We start from the raw sequence: 19,275 nt of genomic DNA, 5'->3' as shown, positions 1-19,275 counted from the left end.
AAGGAGGGCGAGCGTGGTGCTCAAGTTCCACCGCGGCGCGCTGGAGGCGTGCGCGGCCGCGGCCAGGTCGGCGTCGGGGGCCTTCGCGGGCATGACAGGCCAGGCGCCGGACGCGGCGGCCTTCGGGAACGTGTCAGGGTCGGCGGCCATGGCGACGGCGGCGGGCGACCTGCTGCGGGTCGCCGAGCAGACGGCCAGGACCCTGGGCGGCCGCCTGGATGCGGTCGAGCGCACCCTCGACGGCGTCGAGCGCACGGTCGCCGCCGCCGACGGCGCGGCGGTCCAGCGGTGAGCGCGCTCGACGACGTCAGGGCCGCGCCTGGCGGCGGCGAGCTGGCCGACCTGGCGGTCCGGGTGGCCGGCGCGCCTGAGGCGATCACCGCTGCGGCGCAGGCCTGGCGCACCGCCGCGGGAACCGGCGGGCAGCACACCGGCGCGCTGCGCACCGCGGTGTCCGACGTGGACCAGGCCTGGCAGGGGTCGGGCGCCGACGCGTTCGCCGGTTACATGGGCAGGCTCGCGGGCTGCGGGGACCGGTTCCAGCAGGCGTTGCAGAACTGCGCGGGCCACCTCGACGCGGCCGCGAGCACGCTGAGCTCCGCCGAGACGCAGGCGCTGGAGATCTGCCAGGGGTACGCCTCCGCCGCCCAGGAGTTGCGCGGCCGTACGCCCAGGCCCACAGAGGAGCAGGTCGCGCAGAGCATGCAGCCCGCGCTCGGCGAGGCCCGCTCGGCGCTGCAGAAGCTGGTCGCCGACACCGGCAAGGCGCTCGCCGACACCGCCGGAAGGCTCCAGAGCGCGCTCGGCACGATCCCGGACGTCGCCAAGGAGCTCCCGGAGCCGGACGCCCAGCCCTTCGCACCCGCGCCGGGCAGGAGGCTCGACTGGTCGCCGGCGGAGGCGGAGTCACGCACGACCGCGCTGGCCGCGTCGACGCCGTCAGGCGCGTCGGGCGGCGGTTCTGGAGGCTTCGGCGGGTACGGCTCCAGCGGCCCGCCGCCGGCCGGAGGCGGGCCGGCCCCGCAGGGCCAGGTCGCCGGCTGGATCAACCAGGCGATCGCCGTTCTCAGGGCGCACGGCTACCCCCTGGAGAAGATGAACGCGAACGACATCTGGATGATCATCAAGCATGAGTCGGGCGGCAACCCGCACGCCATCAACAACTGGGATTCCAACGCGGCGAAGGGCACGCCCTCCAAAGGGCTGATGCAGACCATCGACCCGACGTTCGACGCCCACAAGCTGCCGGGACACGGCAACATCTACGACCCGGTCCACAACATCATCGCGGGCGTGCGCTACGCCATCGACCGCTACGGCTCGGTCTCGAACGTGCCCGGCGTGGTCGGCATGAAGACCGGCGGCGGCTACCGCGGTTACTGATCCTGCTCGATCGCGGGCTTGGCCGCCCGCGCGGGGTCGAGCACGGGGCCCTCGGGGATGAGCTGGAGCACGTTCGCCGGCACGGGGGTGGCCTGGCTCGCGTCGTAGCCGAGCTTGCCCAGCACGTCGGCGCCCGGCACGGCGTAGCGGCGGCCGTCGGCGGTGACCAGGTAGTAGGCCTGGACCGCCTTGAGCTGGCCGTCGCCCGGCAGGACACCGGCCAGCACGGCTTTGCCGGGCGGCAGGCGTACGAGGTCGGTGGCGTCCCCGTGCGGCTCGGGCAGCGTGGCGCCGGTGGTGAGGCGGGCGCGGGTGGATCCGGTGCCCGTGTCGGCGTAGACGACGCAGAGCGGGCTGGCCGGGTCGTAGGCGGTCATGCGCGGCATGACGGGAGGCAGGCCGTCGGCGGGGATCGCGGTCCGCGAGCGGCGCGCGGCGTTGGCGGTGGCCGCGTCGATGGCGATCTCCTTCACCGCGCCGCCGCCGTAGGACTGCCTGCTGCCGGGGTCGCTGAGCAGGAGCGTGGCCTGGCCCTGGGTGACGGGGGCGAGGCCGTCGGACAACAAGACGTACCAGCGGGCCTCGCCGCCGGCCACGCCGTCCGCGCGGAACACCTGGCCCACGGCGGCGGCCTTGCCCCCGGGTCCGGTGACCGGCCTGCCGCGGCCGCTGATGGCGGGCGCGGCCAGGTCGGGGCCCTCCGGCAGGGCGTTGAGCCAGGCGACCGGCACCGGTGCGGGCGTGGTGGAGGTGAGCCCGCGGGCGATGCCGCCCGCCACGCGCATGCGGGTGCCGCGCCAGATGGCCCACTGCCGGCCGCCCACGTCGACGAGGAGCGCGTCACCCTCCGCGACCGGCGTGCCGCCGACCTTACGGCCGGCGACCAGCGTCACGTACGGTTCGCGCCCGGTCGGCTCGGCGCGCTCCTGCACGCAGACCGCCCAGGGACCCTTGGCCAGGTTGGCGGGGCTGGGCAGGGAGTCGGGGGCGCCGGGGATGCCGACGGGCGCGCCGCGCTCGTATCCGGCCAGGGCCTCCCGCGCCACGACCCGCTCCTTGATCTGCCCCGAGGCGAGCACGAGGCGGGCGGAGGCATAGTTGGCGACGGGGATGAGCCTGCGCTGGTCGTGGCTGTAGACGTATCGGGCGCCCGTCTCGCGCTCGATGACGAGCGTGCCCGGCTCTTCGATCGACTTCGTGCCGCCGGGGCGCAGCAGGCCGAAGACGGCGAAACCGACGCACAGCAGAACCGCCACCATGATCCCGGCCAGGAACCCGATGTTCTGCCGGCGCAGCGGCCACTCGGGCTGGTTGGGCTGGGCGCGCAGCAGGGCGAGGCCGATGCGCTGGATGGTGAGGCGGTACGCCTGGTAAAGGTCGCGCTGGCTGTGCACTAACGCCCCTTGCTTCCCACTAGTCCTTACTAAACCCAATTTATCGGGATAAAAGATGCGAAGCCGCACGGTATCGCAGAAGCGAACAATGCCGGACCATTTCGTGACATCCCCGCCACATCCGCAGGCGGCGTCACAGGATAATGATCGTGAATCAGCACACCGTCTTCATCACTCCCGACGCGATCGGCGAAGTCCGGCGCGACATCAGGGAGGACCTGCTGCCGCTCTTCGCGGAGATCCGCCAGATCCTCGAGGAGAACAGGGCGCTGGACTTCCCAGGCTGGGGGGCGCTGGGCGAGTGGACGGTCGGCGCCCTCTACCGGTCGCTCATCGACACGTTCGTCCGTGACACGGACGCGGCGCTCGGCGTGATGAGGACGTGGGAGGGCGAGCACCTGCGCTTCGCCGAGCACAACTGGCGGGCCGCCGAGGAGCTCGCCGTCCGGCGGGTGAGCCGGCCGTGACCCGCAGAGTCGCCGGCCTGGCCAGGGACGGCTCCCCGCTGCGCCCTTCGCGCAGGACCCCGCCCGACCCCGAGACCGTGCGGGCCGTCCTGCGCAGGTCCGCCCGGCTGGAGCCGTCCGTCCTCATCGGCCTGCTGGCCACCGCCCCGGCCGTGGCGAACGTGCCGGCCATCTGGACGGCCGCCGCCAACCTGCAGGCGGGCGTGGGCGGCCGGCTCGACAAGGGCGCCAACAACGCGCTCACCGGCGTGATCAACGCCTCGGGGCAGAAGTGGATCGCCGAGGACCAGAAGGCGTTCGCCGACGCGGCCGCCGTGCTACGGACGCACCTCGACGCCTTCCGTACCAACGTGCAGTGGGTGGCCGGGCACGTCGACAACGTCGGCGACGGTTTCCTCGTCTACTGGGGAGCGGCGCTCAAGATCGCGCAGGAGACGTACCTGCGGCTGGCCGCGCTGCAGGTGCTCGCCCTGGCCCCGCAGACCCGGGTGGCGGCCAGGATCGCGATGCGCAGGACGGGCGCCCAGGCGAGCGCCGCGCTGGCCGCGTCGACCGGGCAGCTCCAGCGCTTTCTCGGCTCGCTCGGGCTCAAGGACGTGCTGAGCGGCGTCGCGGCGGGGATCGGCGGCTCGGCCGCCGTGCAGCTCGCGTTCATGCGACCGGACGGCGGCGCGGCGATCGACTTCACCGAGGCGGCGATCGACACGGCGAACGCGGGCACGTTCACCCGGCCCGAGCAGGGCGAACCGCTGCCGGAGACCACACGGTCCTTCGGCTGGCGGGTCAGGACGCCCGACGGCGACATGAGCCTGGACGACGTGGTCAGGAACAGGGGTTAGCCGGCGCCGGTCCCGCTCATCACCGACCTGGTCGCGGTGCCAGGTAGCCGGGCGCCTTCCCCCGATCTGACGTTGCCGCCCTTCGGCAAGTACCGCCGGTCGACACTGCGACCGGCTGACCTAGTCATGAACCGTTCGCGCACGGCAGCCTTCAGATAATGGGCCGGGGGTCGTCCAGTGCACACGCCCTGCGCGCGGGCGAGGGCCCGCTTGCCGCCACGTGACCGCGTTGCCACCCGCCCTGACCGTTTGGAGATCTGACCTGGAGCGTTCATGACTGACCCGGGACGTCGCACGCGCCTGTTCGGCAGGGGCTCGTGGGCGGAGACCCGCCGCATCGCCGACATTCTCCGCAAGGAGACCATCGGCGGGGCCCTGCTGCTGGCCGGCGCGGCGCTGGCGATGGCCTGGGCCAACTCCCCCTGGTCGGCCGCCTACGACAGCATGCGCACCTACACGATCGGTCCAGCCTCGTTGCACCTGGATCTGGCGTTGGAGAAGTGGGCCGCCGACGGGTTGCTGGCCGTCTTCTTCTTCGTGGCAGGGCTGGAGCTCAAACGCGAGTTCGTCGCCGGAGACCTGCGCCACCCGAGGCGCGCCGCGGTGCCCGTCGCCGCCGCCCTCGGTGGAGTGATCTTCCCAGCTGTGCTCTACCTGCTGGTCACCCGGAGCGTCGAGGGAGCCGCCACGGGGTGGGCGATCCCCACTGCCACGGACATCGCCTTCGCGCTGGCGGTGCTTGCGGTGATCGGCCGGTTCCTGCCCGCGGCGCTGCGCACGTTCCTGCTCACCTTGGCCGTGGTCGACGACCTGCTGGCGATCGCCATCATCGCCGTCTTCTACACCGGTGACCTGTCGCCGGTCCCGCTCGTGGGAGCGCTGGCGCCCTTGGCGATCTACACCGTGCTGGTGCAGCTCCGAGTGCGTTCGTGGTGGCTGCTGTTGCCGCTGGCCGTGACGGTCTGGGCGCTGGTGCACGCCTCGGGCGTGCATGCCACCGTCGCGGGCGTGCTGCTGGGCTTCGCTGTGCCGGTGACGCGCAGCCGGCGCGCCGGCGGTCCGGAGGCGGGCCCAGGGCTGGCCGAGCACTTCGAGCACCGCTTCCGGCCGCTTTCTGCCGGGGTGGCGGTGCCCCTCTTCGCGTTCCTGTCGGCGGGCGTGTACCTCGGCGGGCTGAACGGCGCCGTCACCGCCCTGAGCGACCCGGTCGCCATCGGCATCATCGTCGGACTGGTCGTCGGCAAACCCATCGGGATCATGGTTGCGACCTGGCTGGTGGCCCGCTTCACCCGAGCCCAGCTCGACGAAGGGCTGAGCTGGGTCGACGTGCTCGGCCTGTCGATCCTGGCAGGCATCGGCTTCACGGTGTCCCTGCTCATCGGCGAACTGGCCTTCGGCGCCGGAAGCGAGCGGGGCGACCACGTCAAGATGGCCGTGCTGACCGGCTCTCTCATCGCGGCTCTGCTGGCGGCGGTGATCCTGCGCCTGCGCAACCGCGCGTACCGGCACCTGCACGAGGCGGAGGTGGCCGACCACGACCGTGACAGCGTTCCTGACGTCTACCAGTGCCCCGGCCCGGCCGACCTCGCCGTCCACCACCGGACCGGTGACGTGGACGGCGGACTCATCGGCGACGCCCGGCACAGCCGGCGCAACAGGCCCGCATGACTCCGGCCCTTGTCGTGATCGCCTGCCAGGAGCTGGAGTTTCCGCGTCCTCCTCTCTCCCGAAAGCTGGGACGCCTCTTGTTTGCCGGGGCATGGCAAGCAGTAACAGGCATTGCCGCACATACTCGGCTCTATCTTGCCGTGAGGTGGCCGCAGAGGAGAGTCTGGAACCATGAACGACATCCGCGGCAGGGCCGGCTCATCCGAACCGCGCGACTACGCGCGGCCCATGGACCTGGCGGAGATAGCCGCCAGGGCCAGCGCCGACGCCGGTGGTGTTCCCGCCCAGTGGCTGAGCGAATACCTTCCGCTGCTGGCCGATGTCAGCATGACAGGGCGGCGTGTGGACGTGGCGGCGCTGTCGCGCATGCGGGAGTGTGGTGAGTCCGCCGCGCGGGACGGCGTTCCCCTGCGCGCGATCATCGATGTGCACCTGAGCGCGACCTGGCTGGCCTGGCCCGTTCTGCCGGGGATCGTCCGAAGCCGGCGGGTCGGTGACCTGCGATCTGCCGGGGAAGCGGTCTTCAGGGCCGCGGACCGGTCGATCGTGGCTCTGGTGGAGGGTTATGAGTCGGCTCAGCGCCTGATGATTCGTCGCGAGGAGGCACAGCGCAGGGAGTTCATCGACGACCTGCTCCAGGGACGCAGCGACGTGGGCACCCTCGCTGAGCGAGCGGAGCGTTTCGGGCTGCGCCTGGCCAGCGCCCACGTCGTGACGATCGCCGAGGCCGAACAGCCCTTCTTCGACGGTGGCCCGGTCTCGCGGAACGTGGAGGCGTCATTGTTGTCCAGGTTCGGGGCGCGTGACATCCTGGTCGCCACGAAGGAGGGCCTGCTGGTCTGCGTGTCCCCCGGCTCCGTGCCAGGCGTGAGCGAGGCCTTCGGCTCCCTCGTCCAGGAGGCGACGAAAGGCGACCCGTCGCCGCGCATCGGCGTGGGCCGTGCCCATCATGGCCCTGGCGGGGTGGTGCGCTCCTTCGAGGAGGCCCGCAGGGTGGTGTCGTTCGCCCGCCGCCTCGAGCTTCCCGAGCGAACACTGTACGCGTCCAACCTGCTCGTCCTGCAGGTGCTCCTGCGGGACAACGCGGCGATCAGCGAATTGGTCGAGACCGTGCTGGGCCCGTTGCGGGCGGCCAGAGGAGGGCCCCGCCCTCTGCTCGACACCTTGTTCGCCTACTTCGTCACAGGCGGTGTCGCCACGCGGGCCGCCGGCCGCCTGCACATCGGCGTGCGTACGGTGACCTATCGCCTGGAGCGCATCCGTGAGCTGACCGGCTACGCCCTGGACAACCCGATTCAGCGGCACGCGCTGGAGACGGCGGCCCTCGGCGCGCGCCTGCTGGGCTGGCCCGGCGACACCGTCACCAGCCGTAACCCGCCCCCCGTCGCGTAGAGCCCTCATCGCAGGCCTGAATCAGGCGCTCGAACAGGCGGTGAGCGGAGATCACATGTGATCCGCCGCGGGCGTCCGGGACCGTGGCCAGCGGGCTGCGCCGTCGCGACATCGCGGTGACCACCTCCAAGGTGGTCGACTTTTCGCCGACACGGCAATTCTGGACGGGGGAGAGAAGCAGGTCACCGATCGGGCGCCGGGCCGCCTCGGCCAGAATGTCGTCCCCCATTTCTGCCGGGAAGACCTTCGCCAGGTTCGGGCTTTCTCTAAAGGGCCACGGCAGCAGCAGATCGAGCACTTCCGGCAGCGAGATCGTCCCCTGAGGACGACCACGAGAATCCAGGACCACGACTCCGGGCAGGCTGTCGCGCACCATGACGGCCAGCACGTCCACCAGCCTCGCGCAGGGCCGCACAGCCGGGAAATCATGCGCCAGGTCGTGGGCGATCATCCGACTCATCCCCTTCATTGACACGGGAATCCACTAATTCGGATGCTGGCAGACTTCCGAAGCCACGACAACGTGTGTGAAGACCAGTGTGAACCCGGTTTCATTGCCGTCGATCGGCAAATCCATAACGCGTGAAGATGGCTTCCGGTCTCCAGCAGGTGCCGCCGAGAGAAAGGCAGGAGTCGCTCCGTGCGTCATCTCCGGTGACCACCCGCTGACGGCGAAGGCCACCGCCGGCGAGGCCGGTGGCTCCCGTTAGCCGACCAGGCCGCGGATGGTCTCGTACAGGTCGAGCACGGCCAGCGCCAGCGGGATCAGCGCGATCATCAGCAGGATGTCGGCGATGTCGCCCACCCGGCCCCAGAACGGGGACGGCTTCCCGGACGTGAGCCACAACGCCGTGCCCGCCACGCCCAGGGCGAGCACCACCAGCCCGGGGACGATCCCGTAGCGCACCACCCCGTCCGCCGCCCCGAGCACGGCTCCCGAGGCGGCCGACGCCACGCCGAGCAGGGCCGTGGTCAGCAGCCACATCCGCTGGCCACGGCCCTCGAAGACGCGGGCCCGCATGACCATCGACGTCGACAGCGCCACGCTCAGCGCGATCGCGGCCCAGGAGCCGTCGAGGACGAGCAGCACCTGGGCGCCGAGCACGACGAGCGCCACCCCGCCGAGCAGCCCGCCGCAGAACCGGTCGGCGGCCACCGTCTTGTCGATCACCAGCTCGCCGTCCAGGTCACCGCCCTCGCGCCGCAGCTCCTCGGCCGTCGTCGGCAGCGCGGGCAGCGGCATGCCCGCCAGCCGGAACGACAGGGACGGGATCGCCGTGGTCAGCCCCACCACGAGGGCGGCCAGCACCGCCGCCACCCCGGCCGCGGCCAGGTCGAAGCCCATGACCAGCCCCGACGCGAGCAGCCCGCAGAGCGCGGCGGCGGCCACGCCGAGGAACGCCGGCAACCCGTCCGCGACCGCGAACCCGGTCGCCGTGGCCAGCATCAGCACCACGCCGGAGGCGGACAGCAGGTTGGCCGGCTGGAGGATGGCGCCGTCCGTGGCCGGTCCGAGCAGCCCGGCGACGAACCCGTACGGCAGGGCCGCGTACCCGATGACCGCGCCCGATCGCGCGTCGCCGAGCGCCCGCGACAGCGCCGCCGCGACCATCAGCAGGACCAGCGCGACGACCCCCGCGACCAGGGCCGCGGGCGCCCAGGGCGGTCCGGTCGCGAGCAACGCGGCGGCGCCCGTGCCGAGCAGGGCGGCGGCGGCGCGCAGGCCGTAGGACCTGGTGGTGGCCGGCTGCCAGCGGCCGGTGCGCTCCAGCACGCCCGTCGCCACGGCGTCGGCCACGTCGTCGAAGACGATCTCCGGCAGCTCGTGCCCGCGCGGGCGCAGGTGCAGCAGTTCGCCGTCGCGCACGGCCAGCTCGGACAGCGTGGCGTTCAGGTCGAACGGCGGGCCGCCGAGCCGCTGGAGCACCCAGCCGCCGTGGGCCAGGCCCGCCTCGGCGAGCCCCTCCCCCGCGATGCGCAGGAGGGTGGGCAGCAGGTTGCCGAGCGGCATGTCAGGCGGCAGGCCCAAATCCAGGAATCCGCGCGGGGTCACGACGGTGACCCGGCACAGGTCGGTTCCGGTGGCACTCACCCGGACGAGTTTATGGATCGGACATCGCAGGCGGCGCGCTAAAAACATCGAGGAATTTTGAAATATCGCATATAACGCTTTGTCAGCGGCTTTTATGGGCCCTGATGAGTGGCAGCCTGATCGTGGTTCGCAGACCCGAGCGGCGCACGCCGCCCGAGCCTCCTGGCGGCGAGGTGCTGCTGGAGTCGCCCCCGGAAATCCCCGAAACCGTCACCGGCGGCGGGCTGACGCAACTGCTGACCTACCTGCCCATGATCGCGGGGGCCGGGGCGATGGCGCTGATGGTCACCGGCGGCGGCACCGGCAACCCGATCATGATGGTGTCCAGCGGCCTGTTCGCGGTCTCCATGATCGGCATGACCGTGGGCCAGATGATGCGCAACGCCGGTGAGCGCAAGAACCAGCTCAACGGCCAGCGCCGCGACTACTACCGCTACCTGGAGCAGGTCAGGAAGCGGGTCCGCGGCGCCGCCGCGCAGCAGCACCGGGCCATGACCTGGAACCACCCCGACCCCGCGGCGCTCTGGTCGCTGGTGATGACCAGCCGGTTGTGGGAGCGGCGGCCCCGCGACGACGACTTCGCCCAGATCAGGATCGCCACCTCGGCGCAGCGGCTGGCGCTGCCGATGATCCCGCCGGAGACCAAGCCGATCGAGGACCTCGACCCGATGACGGCGGGAGCGCTGCGCCGGTTCGTGCGCACGCACGCCACCGTGCCGGGGCTGCCCGTCGCGCTGGCGCTGCACTCGTTCGCCAGGATCACGATCAGCGGGGATCCGGATGCCGGGCGCGACCTCGTCCGCGCCGCGCTGGCGCAGGCCGCCGCGTTGCACTCGCCCGACGAGCTGCGGATCTCGGTGTGCGCCGGAGGGGAACGGGCCGCCGAGTGGGAGCCGGTCAAGTGGCTGCCGCACGCCCTGCACCCGACCGAGGAGGACGGCGCCGGCCCGGTACGGCTGGTCGTGCGCGACCTCGGCGAGCTGGACGCCCTGCTGGGGTTCGAGCTGAAGGACCGGCCCCGGTTCAGCAAGGGGCTCGCGCCGGACGCGCTGCCCTACCACGTCGTGGTGGTGGACGGCGGCACGGTGCCCGCGGGCAGCCAGCTCGCCCTGGACGTCATCGAGGGCGTCACCGTCATCGACCTCGGCGGGGCGGCCCCGCAGGCGCCCGCGCAGCTCACCCTGCACCTCGAGGTCGGCCCCGACGAGGTGGTCAGGGTCGTCGAGGACGAGCTCGGCAAGGAGCTCAGGTCGGGGCTCGGCCGGCCCGACCGGATGGCGCGGCCCGCGTTCGCCGCCCTGGTCAGGCAGCTCGCGCCGATGCGGTCCAGCTCCGGCGGCAAGGAGGAGCAGCAGGACGTGTTCGCCACGAACACGACCCTCACCGACCTGCTCAGGATCGGCGACGCGCGGCGGTTGTCGCCCGCGTCCACCTGGCAGCCCCGGCCGGTCAGGAACAGGCTGCGGGTCCCGATCGGGCTCGGCGCCGACGGGCGGCCGGTCGAGCTCGACATCAAGGAGGCCGCCCAGGGCGGCATGGGGCCGCACGGGCTGGTGGTCGGCGCGACCGGTTCCGGCAAGTCGGAGCTGCTGCGCACGCTGGTGCTGGCGCTGGCGATCACGCACTCGTCCGAGACGCTGAACTTCGTGCTCGTCGACTTCAAGGGCGGCGCCACGTTCCTCGGCCTCGACGCGCTGCCGCACGTCTCGGCCGTCATCACCAACCTGGAGGACGAGCTGCCCCTCGTCGACCGCATGCACGACGCGCTCCACGGCGAGATGGTGCGCCGCCAGGAACTACTGCGCGCGGCCGGCAACCACGCCTCCCTGCGCGACTACGAGCAGGCCCGCGAGCAGGGCGCCGACCTGCGGCCGCTGCCGACGTTGTTCATCGTGCTGGACGAGTTCAGCGAGCTGCTCACGGCCAAACCGGAGTTCGTCGAGCTGTTCGTGATGATCGGCCGGCTCGGCCGGTCGCTGGGCGTGCACCTGCTGCTGGCCTCGCAGCGGCTGGAGGCGGGGCGGTTGCGCGGGCTGGACACGCACCTGTCGTACCGGATCGGGTTGCGCACCTTCTCGGCGGCCGAGAGCCGGGCCGTGCTCGGGGTGGCGGACGCGTACTCGTTGCCGCCCGAGCCGGGCAACGCCTACCTCATGTTCGAGACCACCGGCATGACGCGGTTCAAGGCCGCGTACGTGTCGGGGCCGCACCGGGCGGACGCGGCGCGCGGCCAGACCGTGTCGGCGCGCTCCGGCCACCGCGGGAAGATCGTCTGGTACGGCCCCGAGCGGGTGCCCATGCCGCCGGCGGCCGAGACGCCCCCGCCCGAGGACGACGCGGAGAAGCAGGGCAAGCAGGGCAAGCAGGGCAAGCAGGACAGCCTGCTGGACATCGTGGTCGGGCGGCTGACCGGCCAGGGTCCCGCGGCGCACCGGATCTGGCTGCCGCCGCTCAAGGAGCCCGCCTCGCTCGACCGGCTGCTGCCGCCCATCCAGGCCACCCCCGGGCACGGGCTCACCGCTGCGGGCACCGGGCAGGAGCGTCCCGGGCGGCTGCACGCCGTGGCCGGCATCGTGGACAGCCCGTTCGACCAGCGGCGGGACCCGTACTGGCTGGATCTGTCGGGGGCGGCGGGCAACGTCGCCGTCGTCGGCGCGCCGCAGACCGGCAAGAGCACGCTGCTGCGCACGCTGATCACCTCGCTCGCGCTCACCCACACCCCCAAGGAGGTGCAGTTCTACTGCCTGGACTTCGGCGGTGGCACGCTCTCGGCGCTGTCCGGGCTGCCGCACGTGGGCGGCGTCGCCACCCGGCTCGACGCCGACGCGGTGCGCAGGACAGTGGCCGAGATGAGGACGCTGCTCGACCGCCGCGAGCAGCTGTTCGTGGAGCGCGGGATCGACTCCATGGCCACCTACCGGCGGATGGTCGCTTCGGGCGCCTACGAGGGTGACGGCTGGGGCGACGTGTTCCTCGTGGTGGACGGCTGGGCGATCGTGCGCCAGGAGTACGAGCAGCTCGAACCCGACCTCGCCGACCTGGTCACCCGCGGTCTCGGCTTCGGCATCCACGTCGCCGGCACCGCCAACCGGTGGATGGAGTTCCGCGCCTCCGTCCGTGACCTGCTCGGCACCCGGCTGGAGCTGCGGCTCGGCGACACGTTCGACTCCGAGATCGACCGCAAGGCGGCCGCCAACGTGCCCGAGCGGGCTCCGGGGCGCGGGCTCACCCGCGAGGCGCTGCACTTCCTCGCCGCGCTGCCGCGCATCGACGGCCGCTCCACCGTGGACGACCTGTCCGACGGCGTGAGCGGCCTCGTCGAGGCCGCGGCGGCCGCGTGGCACGACCACCCGGCCCCGCCCGTACGCCTGCTGCCCTCCCTGCTGCCCGCGCACACGCTCCCGCGCGGCACCGGAGACCCGGCCGAGGACGGGGCCCGCGTGCCGATCGGGATCGACGAGGCCGCCCTGGCGCCGGTGTCGCTGGACTTCGGCGCCGACCCGCACTTCGTGGTGTTCGGCGACACCGAGAGCGGCAAGACCAACCTGCTGCGCCTGATCGCCGGCGGCATCGCGAGCACGCACACCCCCATGCAGGCGCGGTTCGTCGTCATCGACTACCGGCGCACGCTCCTCGACGCCACCGACACCGAGCACCGCATCGGCTACGCCGCCTCCAGCACCGCCGCCGCCACCCTGCTGAAAGGCGTGCAGGAGGTGCTGCAGACACGCCTGCCGCCGCCGGACCTCACCTCTGAGCAGCTGCGGACGCGCAGCTGGTGGACCGGGCAGGACCTGTACGTGATCGTGGACGACTACGACCTCGTGGCCACCTCCAGCAACCCGCTCACCGTGCTCGGCGATCTGTTGCCCCAGGCCAGGGACATCGGCCTGCACGTGGTGCTGGCACGGGCCATGGGCGGGGCGGGACGCAGCATGCTCGACCCGGTCGTGCGGCGGCTGAAGGAGATGAACTCGCCGGCCGTGCTGCTGTCGGGGCCCAGGGACGAGGGGCAGCTGTTCGGCAACGTACGGCCGCGCAAGCTCCCGGTGGGACGCGGCCTCTACGTGGACCGGCGGTCGGGCGAGAGGCTCATCCAGACCGCCTACCTGGGCTGAGGGGTTCCGGGGGGCCCGGGTCTTCTGGAGCTCAGCGGTCGAGGTCGCGCTGGATGCGGGCCAGCTCGGCCGTCGCCTGGTCCATGGCGGCCTCGTACGCTTCCTGCGCCTCCCGCATGCGCAGGTCGGCGGGGTTGGCCTCGGCGGCCAGGTCGAGCGGGCCCTCCCCCAGGACGTCGCCGAGCAGCCCGGCCGATCTGGCCTGCATGTCGGCCAGCGCCTCGGCGATCAGGGTCAGGATCGTCTCCGAGAGCCGCTGCGAGCCCCACCGCATGGCGCGCGGGTCGATGTCGAGGCCCGTGACGCCCTGCGCGGAGCACTCGACCGTCACCAGTTTGGCCTGGTCGCGCGCGACGCCCTTGACGGCGAGCACCTGCTGGTAGAGCTCGTCCATCTCGGCGGCGGGCCGCTGCGCCTCGGCCACCAGCCGGTCGATGGCCTCCTCGTCGAACGCCGCCATCACCCGGTCATCCTTTCCCCTGCCATCACGCGCTCTCCGCGGGCCCGGTCGGATCCGCGGTCCCCGCGGACCCGGTCACACCCGCGGTTTCCGCGGACCCGGTCAGACCCGCGTTCACCTGCGGCAAGCTCTCCAGCTGGGTGTCGCTGAGCCGGCCCGCGACCGCCGACTGACCCATCGTCCCGGCGGTCAGCGCGACCGTGCCGCCCACCAGCGCCTGCTTGGCCGGCGACATCTGCGCCAGCTTCTGCGCCACCTTGCCGAGCACGCCCTTGCCGCCCTCGGCGAACGTTCTCGCCCTGGCCGCGATCGTCGCGGCCTGGTGGTCCGCCCTGCGGCCGAACCCGGTGGCGGCCACCTCGGCGGCCACCCTGGTGAACGGGTTCACCGCGGCGACCTTGTGCATCACGCCCGCCGCGAGGATGCCCGCGCCGGTGGCGAAGACGGCCTTGCCGAGGGCGTCGTACACGTTGGCGGTGACACGCAGGGTGTCGGCCGTCGCCCTCGGCGAGGCGACCTTCTGCGCGGCGTCGTCGGAGTAGGCCAGCACGGTGTTCTTGTAGAGCTCGGCGCTGGGGGCGGACCACTCGACGCCGCGGGTGGCGGATTCCACCAGGTCGGGGTGCCGCTCCAGTGCCGCGGCCAGCCTCTCCCACCCGTCGGCCGCCGCCTGCTGCTGGGCGGTGTCGCCGTACATCAGGGGCAGGAGCAGCGTGGCGTAGCGGGCACGGTTCCAGCCGAGGAGCATCGAGCCGGTCGTCGCCATGGCCGAGCCCTCGATGACCGACCACGGTTGTTCAAGCACGGAGCCTCGCTTTCACGCCTGGAGGCCGGTCTGGGACTGGGTTCGCGGGTCGGCCGGCATGTCCGCGGCCGGCCCCGCCGCGCTCGCGTCGCCGTCCATGTAGCCGTTGGCCGTGCTGTACGCCTTGTCGTGGATGTCGGCCACCTCGTCGCGCTTGGCCGACAGATATCTGCGCGCGGCCGCCTTGACGTCGTCCAGGGCCTGCCCGAGCGACCCGCCGAACAGCCCGAAGGCGCCGTACGCCCCGGAGGTGAGCTCGACCTGCCCGATGGCCCGGCTCATCTCCTCCAGATCCCGCATGGGCGCGGCGGCCATGCTCCGGCCCATCTCGCGGATCGACTCCACCTGGGCCGCGACCGAATCCTGGGTCATGATCTCACCCCACCACCGGCGGGCCGCAGTCGATCGCCGGCCGGAAGAAGTCGTCGTCGCTCTTCGGCGCGAGCGAGCGGCGGCCCGCCCGCCCGTCCTGCGGGACCGCTCCGCCCATGGGCATGAACGGCACTCCGCCGCTCGCCGTGACGCCCGCCTCGCCTCCGGCCATGGGTGCCCGGATCGCGGGCGGCGAGGCGCCCACGACCGGCACGGTGCCCGGCCGCACGGAGGGGCCGGTCTCGGCCGCGACGCTCCTGGTCCGCGCCGGGTCCCTGGTGGCGGACGAATCGTGGCCCGTGACAGGGGACGGCCCGCCGTCGCGCCTGAGAGCGGGTACGGAGGCCGTGACGGGCGGGGGCGTGCCGAACGCGGGCGGGTGTCCCGCCGGGCGTCCGTCCTGGTGCGCGACCGCCGGAGTCGCCGTACCCGGCCGCGCGGTACCCGCCCCGGCCGCCGTCGTGGTGGGAGCGGGGTACGGCGCGGCCACGTTCCCCGGAACCGTCCCGCCGCCCGGGTTGCCCGCCACCCGCCCGCCGCCCGGGTTGCCCGCCACCGTCCCGCCGGCGGGGTTGCCGGCGGGGGCGGGCTCGGAGCCCGGCGTCGCGGCCAGGTCGGTGGCGGCCCGCCCCGCGCCGTCGTACGGCGGGAATCCGTGGTCACCGCTCCGCAACAGCGTTGCCACCTGCTGGGAAGGCGGCAGGTACGGCGCCGGCGAAGCCAGCTCGGCGTCCCAGGGCAGCCGCTCCGGCAGGGCCGCGTGCGCCTGATGGTAGGCGCCGTTCAGCTTCGTCATGAACTCCCGCGCGTCGGCGTCGGGATCGTTGGCCGGCATCGACTGTCCCGCCCCCATGCCGCTGGCCTCCACCCAGTACGTGCGCTGCTCCGTGGCCTGGTCGAAGCGTTCCTTGGCCGAGACGAGCTCGCGGCTCACCAGATCGAGCGAGGGCGGCACGCCGTCGACGCCGTCCCGCAGCGCCTGCAGGTACGTCTGGAGCCGGTTCATCCGGGCGAGCATGGCCCTGGCCGACTCCCCGCCCCAGTTGCCGTCGGCCACCAGGCGGGCCGCGCTGTCTCCCAGCGTCGTGATGGTGGTGGTGAGCAGCTCGGACGCCGCCCTGTAGGCGTCCGCGACGGGCCCGAACTCCTCCGGCCTGGTCCCCATGACCATCCGCCGGATCTCCTCGCGCCCACCGTACCCGTGGGCGTTCCCGCCCTGGAGGCAGCCGTTCTTGATCGGCTTCGGTTCCGGCACCGCGTTTCCTCTATTCCTTGCCCGGCGCCGCGCCGGCCCGCTGATCGGCCTCCAGCACGGTGCCGGCGCTCGCCGCCAGGTCGTCGATGACCCGCTGGACCTGCTCCAGCACGAAGTCGAGTGAGTCGCAGGTGGCCACCCTGGTCCGGACCACCGTGCCGGCGTACCCCTGGGCGATGTCCCATTCGCCCGGCGCCGCCGGGGACAGGTCGGGCACCTGGTACCTGGCCGCCTCCAGCCGGGGCAGCAGCTCCCTGGTCAGCTTGCCGGCCACGTCGAGGAGCACCTCAGGCTTGCACCTCACGGTGTCGCCCGCGGTGGCCGGGTCGATGAGCGGCTCGTCCACCGTGGCTCAGGTGCCCCAGCGGCGCATGTTGGCGTGCTCGGCGTCCCGCATGATCTGCGTCGCGTCCTGCAGCGCGGGACTGAAACGCTGCATGGTGTCGCCCATGGACACCACCGCGCTGTTCCACTCGCTCTTGGCCGCCAGGTAGACGTCCTTGGCGGCGCCGTCCCAGGTCTCCAGCATTTTCAGGTCGCTTTCCAGGTCGGCCAGCTCGCCGGTCAGGTTCGTGTAGGCCCGGCCCAGCTCCGCCGCGATCTCATCCATCTCGTCGAAGTTCGCGAGGATGATCTCTCCGCCACCGGTCATGATAATTCTCCGTTCGTCAGACTTGGCCGGCGCTCAGCGCGGCCTTGAGCCGGGCTGCGACGTCGCTCGCGTTGGTGTTCGCCTCGTCGTACTGGATGCCCGAGCCCTTGAGGTTCTCCGCGATCGTGTGCAGCGCGTCGATGACCCTCTTGAACTGCGGGTTCCACTCGTTGAGCACCTGGGTGAAAACGGTCGCCGACTGGCCCTGCCACGCGCCGCCGAGCGTCGCCGGGATCTGGGTGAGCCGGTTGTGGATCTGCATGATGTTCTGGTGGGCGATCAGCGCGCGTTCTGCGGCGCTGTGCTGGCTGCCCGCCTCATAACGTGTGGGCTCTGGCACGTGCACCTCTCGGTCTCGTGGCCCGGAAGTCGACCGGGTTCCCGTACTTTCCGATCAACGTAAGCGGGGGCGAACGAGGCGGGCTACCCTTTCAACTTTCCTGTAAGTGTCACTGTGCTCCCCGCGCGTTCCCCGCGCGTTCCCCGCGCGCCAGCCCCGGCGACGGGCCCTGGGCAGCGTCAACGCCAGGAAGACCACCAGCGTGGTGGCGCCGAGCGCACTCGCGGCGATCCCGATGGCGATGGCCTGCTTGCGGGCGTCCGGCACCGGCGCCCTGGCCAGCACGATCGGCGGCGCGGCGGCCCTTTCCTCGGTGGGCGGCGTCACCGAGGTGACCGCCAGCAGCGGGTTGATCAGGCCGGCTCCGGTGCCCGCCGCCCCTCCGCCCTCGGCCGTGCGCTCCAGCCTGCGCTTGATCTGCCAGTGGTCGAGGTCGGGGTGCCTGGCTCTGACCAGCGCGACCACGCCGGAGACGAACGGGGCGGCGAAGCTGGTGCCGTCCAGCTCCGTACGGTAGCCGCCGCCGGTCCAGGCGCTGGTGATCCCGGCTCCCGGAGCGGTGACCGAGATGCGGGTCACGCCGTTGGAGAACTCCGACTTCGCGCCGTCGGGCGAGGCCGAGCCGACCGCGATCACGCCGGGATACTCCGCCGGGTACGCCGCCGCGACGGCGCCGTCGTCCTGCTTGACGTTTCCCGCGGCCGCCACGATCACCGCGTCCTTGTCCTGCGCGTACGTCACGGCCGCCTTCAGGTCCGGGTGGTCCTGGGCCTGCACGGACACGTTGATCACGTCGGCGCCGAGGTCCGCGGCCCGCCGGATGCCCCTGGCCAGCCTCGCCACGTCGCCGGAGCGCCCCTCCGTCTGTTTGATCGACAGGATTCTCGCGTCGGGCGCGACGCCCATCACGGGCACGCCGCGCGAGGTGAGGTCACGACCGGCGATGATCCCGGCGACCGCCGTGCCGTGGCCGACGCAGTCGCGCCTGTCGGTGCCGGTGAGGTCCTCCTCCCGGATCACCACGCCGGACAGCTGCGGGTGCGTGGCGTCCACGCCGCTGTCGACCACGGCCACCGTCACTCCTTCGCCCCTGGTGAGCCGCCACACCCGCTGGAACCGCAGCCGCTGTTGCGGCCATGGCTCGCCGGTGACCTCCGCCACCCCGGGCTCGGGTTCGCAGCGCACCACGGGAGTGGTCGCGGGAGTGGGTGAGGGGGTGGGTGAGGGGGTGGGGCTGAGGGCGAGTGCCAGGCCGATGGCCGTGGCGCCGGTCCAGGGAAATGGCACAGTACGGAGTCTGGCGATATTTCCGTTTTGTGGTCACTCTCTTACAAATATCTTGAAATAAGGCCTTGTCAGGTCAGGCCCGAGATAGGCAGGTGTCGGCAGGTTCGTCGACGTGGAGAGTGAACAGTGGGGACACCTCAGGCCGAGGGCGGCGACGCGCACGGCGACCCCAGGGCGGGCCTGGGCCTGTCGGCCGAGCAGCGTGGCGTGCACAGCTACACCTCTCCGAAGACCGGGCTCACCACGGAGTGGACCGAAGACCCCGGCAACGTCGAGGAGGCGTACGCCGACCACATCCACTTCCACCGCAACGGCGACTATCCCGCCGAGCCGCCCGCCCCTGCGGCCCAGCAGGAGTACGCCGACCTGCTCGCCCGCAACCGCATCGACCCGGGCACCGCGAAGGACGAGCTGTTCATCAAGATCGGCGCCTACGAGGACCCCGCCTCCGGGAAGACGCCGCCGACCTCCCCGGTGGAACAGCTCCGGCAAGACTTCGAACGCCTGCAGGGCGAGACGGGCGGGCAGAGCCTCAAGGTGCGCCTCACCCTCGCCGCGCTCAGCGAGCGCGACCTCGGAGCCTGGCAGGCCGCCACCGACTTCAAGGCGACCACCGACATGGCGCAGTCCACGCTGGGTGCGGCCGTCGAGCGCGTGTACTCGGTGTACGCCGCCGTGCTGCAGGCGCTCGACGAGACCGTCAAGACCGCCAAGAACGCCGACCAGGCCGCCACCGGCGCCTGATCCCGCG

General features: G+C 72.4%; 19 protein-coding genes. 8 read left to right on the top strand and 11 right to left on the bottom strand.

Annotation, left to right across the window (positions count from 1 at the left end; genetic code table 11):
• Positions 1-13 precede the first annotated feature (13 nt).
• A complete protein-coding gene (locus tag ABGB01_RS02845; RefSeq protein WP_347769922.1) occupies positions 14-292 on the top strand; it encodes a hypothetical protein in 279 nt (92 codons plus the stop codon).
• Positions 289-1,383 (top strand): transglycosylase SLT domain-containing protein, encoded by a 1,095-nt coding sequence (locus ABGB01_RS02840; RefSeq protein WP_347769920.1) that lies wholly within the window; start codon positions 289-291, stop codon positions 1,381-1,383. Before ABGB01_RS02845 ends, ABGB01_RS02840 begins: the two co-directional genes overlap by 4 nt.
• Here ABGB01_RS02840 and eccB read toward each other — a convergent pair.
• A complete protein-coding gene (gene eccB, locus ABGB01_RS02835) occupies positions 1,377-2,777 on the bottom strand; it encodes a type VII secretion protein EccB (protein WP_347769918.1) in 1,401 nt (466 codons plus the stop codon). The two genes, ABGB01_RS02840 and eccB, sit on opposite strands and share 7 nt — an antisense overlap.
• 149 nt (positions 2,778-2,926) lie before the next feature.
• Here eccB and ABGB01_RS02830 point away from each other — a divergent pair, with 149 nt between their 5' ends.
• The 4 genes from ABGB01_RS02830 to ABGB01_RS02815 all read left to right on the top strand — a co-directional run bounded on the left by ABGB01_RS02830 (position 2,927) and on the right by ABGB01_RS02815 (position 7,143).
• Positions 2,927-3,244: a hypothetical protein gene (locus tag ABGB01_RS02830; RefSeq protein ID WP_347769916.1), complete on the top strand. Its 318-nt coding sequence runs from the start codon at positions 2,927-2,929 to the stop codon at positions 3,242-3,244.
• Complete coding sequence (locus tag ABGB01_RS02825) at positions 3,241-4,083, top strand: hypothetical protein (RefSeq protein WP_347769914.1); 843 nt, start codon at positions 3,241-3,243, stop codon at positions 4,081-4,083. Before ABGB01_RS02830 ends, ABGB01_RS02825 begins: the two co-directional genes overlap by 4 nt.
• Before the next feature lie 273 nt (positions 4,084-4,356).
• Positions 4,357-5,751 (top strand): Na+/H+ antiporter NhaA, encoded by a 1,395-nt coding sequence (gene nhaA, locus ABGB01_RS02820; protein ID WP_347769912.1) that lies wholly within the window; start codon positions 4,357-4,359, stop codon positions 5,749-5,751.
• A 171-nt stretch (positions 5,752-5,922) separates the two neighbouring features.
• Positions 5,923-7,143: a helix-turn-helix domain-containing protein gene (locus tag ABGB01_RS02815; RefSeq protein WP_347769910.1), complete on the top strand. Its 1,221-nt coding sequence runs from the start codon at positions 5,923-5,925 to the stop codon at positions 7,141-7,143.
• On the opposite strand, the gene ABGB01_RS02810 is transcribed toward ABGB01_RS02815, so the two are convergent.
• Together ABGB01_RS02810 and eccD are read right to left on the bottom strand one after the other, a co-directional pair.
• Positions 7,112-7,594: a hypothetical protein gene (locus ABGB01_RS02810; protein WP_347769908.1), complete on the bottom strand. Its 483-nt coding sequence runs from the start codon at positions 7,592-7,594 to the stop codon at positions 7,112-7,114. The two genes, ABGB01_RS02815 and ABGB01_RS02810, sit on opposite strands and share 32 nt — an antisense overlap.
• Positions 7,595-7,849: 255 nt before the next feature.
• A complete protein-coding gene (eccD, locus tag ABGB01_RS02805; RefSeq protein ID WP_347769906.1) occupies positions 7,850-9,235 on the bottom strand; it encodes a type VII secretion integral membrane protein EccD in 1,386 nt (461 codons plus the stop codon).
• A 104-nt stretch (positions 9,236-9,339) separates the two neighbouring features.
• Here eccD and eccCa point away from each other — a divergent pair, with 104 nt between their 5' ends.
• The gene (eccCa, locus tag ABGB01_RS02800) at positions 9,340-13,353 is read left to right on the top strand and encodes a type VII secretion protein EccCa (RefSeq protein ID WP_347769904.1); all 4,014 of its coding nucleotides are present in this window, start codon (positions 9,340-9,342) and stop codon (positions 13,351-13,353) included.
• 31 nt (positions 13,354-13,384) lie between these two features.
• Here eccCa and ABGB01_RS02795 read toward each other — a convergent pair whose 3' ends face one another.
• The 8 genes from ABGB01_RS02795 to mycP are packed head-to-tail and all read right to left on the bottom strand — an operon-like array spanning position 13,385 to position 18,524.
• Positions 13,385-13,813, bottom strand: a complete 429-nt coding sequence (locus ABGB01_RS02795; RefSeq protein WP_347769902.1) for a YbaB/EbfC family nucleoid-associated protein — start codon at positions 13,811-13,813, stop codon at positions 13,385-13,387.
• A 25-nt stretch (positions 13,814-13,838) separates the two neighbouring features.
• Positions 13,839-14,618: a hypothetical protein gene (locus tag ABGB01_RS02790; RefSeq protein ID WP_347769900.1), complete on the bottom strand. Its 780-nt coding sequence runs from the start codon at positions 14,616-14,618 to the stop codon at positions 13,839-13,841.
• Between the two features lie 12 nt (positions 14,619-14,630).
• A complete protein-coding gene (locus tag ABGB01_RS02785; protein ID WP_347769898.1) occupies positions 14,631-14,990 on the bottom strand; it encodes a hypothetical protein in 360 nt (119 codons plus the stop codon).
• Positions 14,991-14,994: 4 nt separating this feature from the next.
• Positions 14,995-16,245, bottom strand: a complete 1,251-nt coding sequence (locus ABGB01_RS02780) for a hypothetical protein (protein WP_347769896.1) — start codon at positions 16,243-16,245, stop codon at positions 14,995-14,997.
• A 10-nt stretch (positions 16,246-16,255) separates the two neighbouring features.
• Positions 16,256-16,591, bottom strand: coding sequence for a hypothetical protein (locus ABGB01_RS02775; protein ID WP_347769894.1), 336 nt, complete (start codon positions 16,589-16,591; stop codon positions 16,256-16,258).
• Between the two features lie 6 nt (positions 16,592-16,597).
• Positions 16,598-16,897, bottom strand: coding sequence for a WXG100 family type VII secretion target (locus ABGB01_RS02770; protein ID WP_347769892.1), 300 nt, complete (start codon positions 16,895-16,897; stop codon positions 16,598-16,600).
• A 16-nt stretch (positions 16,898-16,913) separates the two neighbouring features.
• Positions 16,914-17,237, bottom strand: coding sequence for a WXG100 family type VII secretion target (locus tag ABGB01_RS02765; protein WP_347641977.1), 324 nt, complete (start codon positions 17,235-17,237; stop codon positions 16,914-16,916).
• 54 nt (positions 17,238-17,291) lie between these two features.
• On the bottom strand, positions 17,292-18,524 hold the full coding sequence (gene mycP / locus ABGB01_RS02760) for a type VII secretion-associated serine protease mycosin (RefSeq protein WP_347769890.1): 1,233 nt from the start codon (positions 18,522-18,524) through the stop codon (positions 17,292-17,294).
• Positions 18,525-18,650: 126 nt separating this feature from the next.
• Between mycP and ABGB01_RS02755 the strand changes: the two genes are divergently transcribed.
• Positions 18,651-19,268 (top strand): hypothetical protein, encoded by a 618-nt coding sequence (locus tag ABGB01_RS02755; protein ID WP_347769888.1) that lies wholly within the window; start codon positions 18,651-18,653, stop codon positions 19,266-19,268.
• The last annotated feature ends 7 nt before the right edge of the window (positions 19,269-19,275 follow it).

It is taken from the genome of Nonomuraea sp. B5E05 (assembly GCF_039880665.1).
GTDB lineage: Bacteria > Actinomycetota > Actinomycetes > Streptosporangiales > Streptosporangiaceae > Nonomuraea.
The sequence above is the reverse complement of the archived record's forward strand: the minus strand, read 5'-3'. Positions and strand labels throughout refer to the sequence as shown.

Excerpts from the sequence above, each read along its gene's own strand:
- ABGB01_RS02770 (WP_347769892.1), bottom strand. The coding sequence starts at position 16,897 with ATGACCGGTGGCGGAGAGATCATCCTCGCGAACTTCGACGAGATGGAT.
- nhaA (WP_347769912.1), top strand. The coding sequence starts at position 4,357 with ATGACTGACCCGGGACGTCGCACGCGCCTGTTCGGCAGGGGCTCGTGG.
- ABGB01_RS02795 (WP_347769902.1), bottom strand. The coding sequence starts at position 13,813 with ATGGCGGCGTTCGACGAGGAGGCCATCGACCGGCTGGTGGCCGAGGCG.
- ABGB01_RS02785 (WP_347769898.1), bottom strand. The coding sequence starts at position 14,990 with ATGACCCAGGATTCGGTCGCGGCCCAGGTGGAGTCGATCCGCGAGATG.
- ABGB01_RS02815 (WP_347769910.1), top strand. The coding sequence starts at position 5,923 with ATGAACGACATCCGCGGCAGGGCCGGCTCATCCGAACCGCGCGACTAC.
- eccCa (WP_347769904.1), top strand. The coding sequence starts at position 9,340 with ATGAGTGGCAGCCTGATCGTGGTTCGCAGACCCGAGCGGCGCACGCCG.
- ABGB01_RS02810 (WP_347769908.1), bottom strand. The coding sequence starts at position 7,594 with ATGATCGCCCACGACCTGGCGCATGATTTCCCGGCTGTGCGGCCCTGC.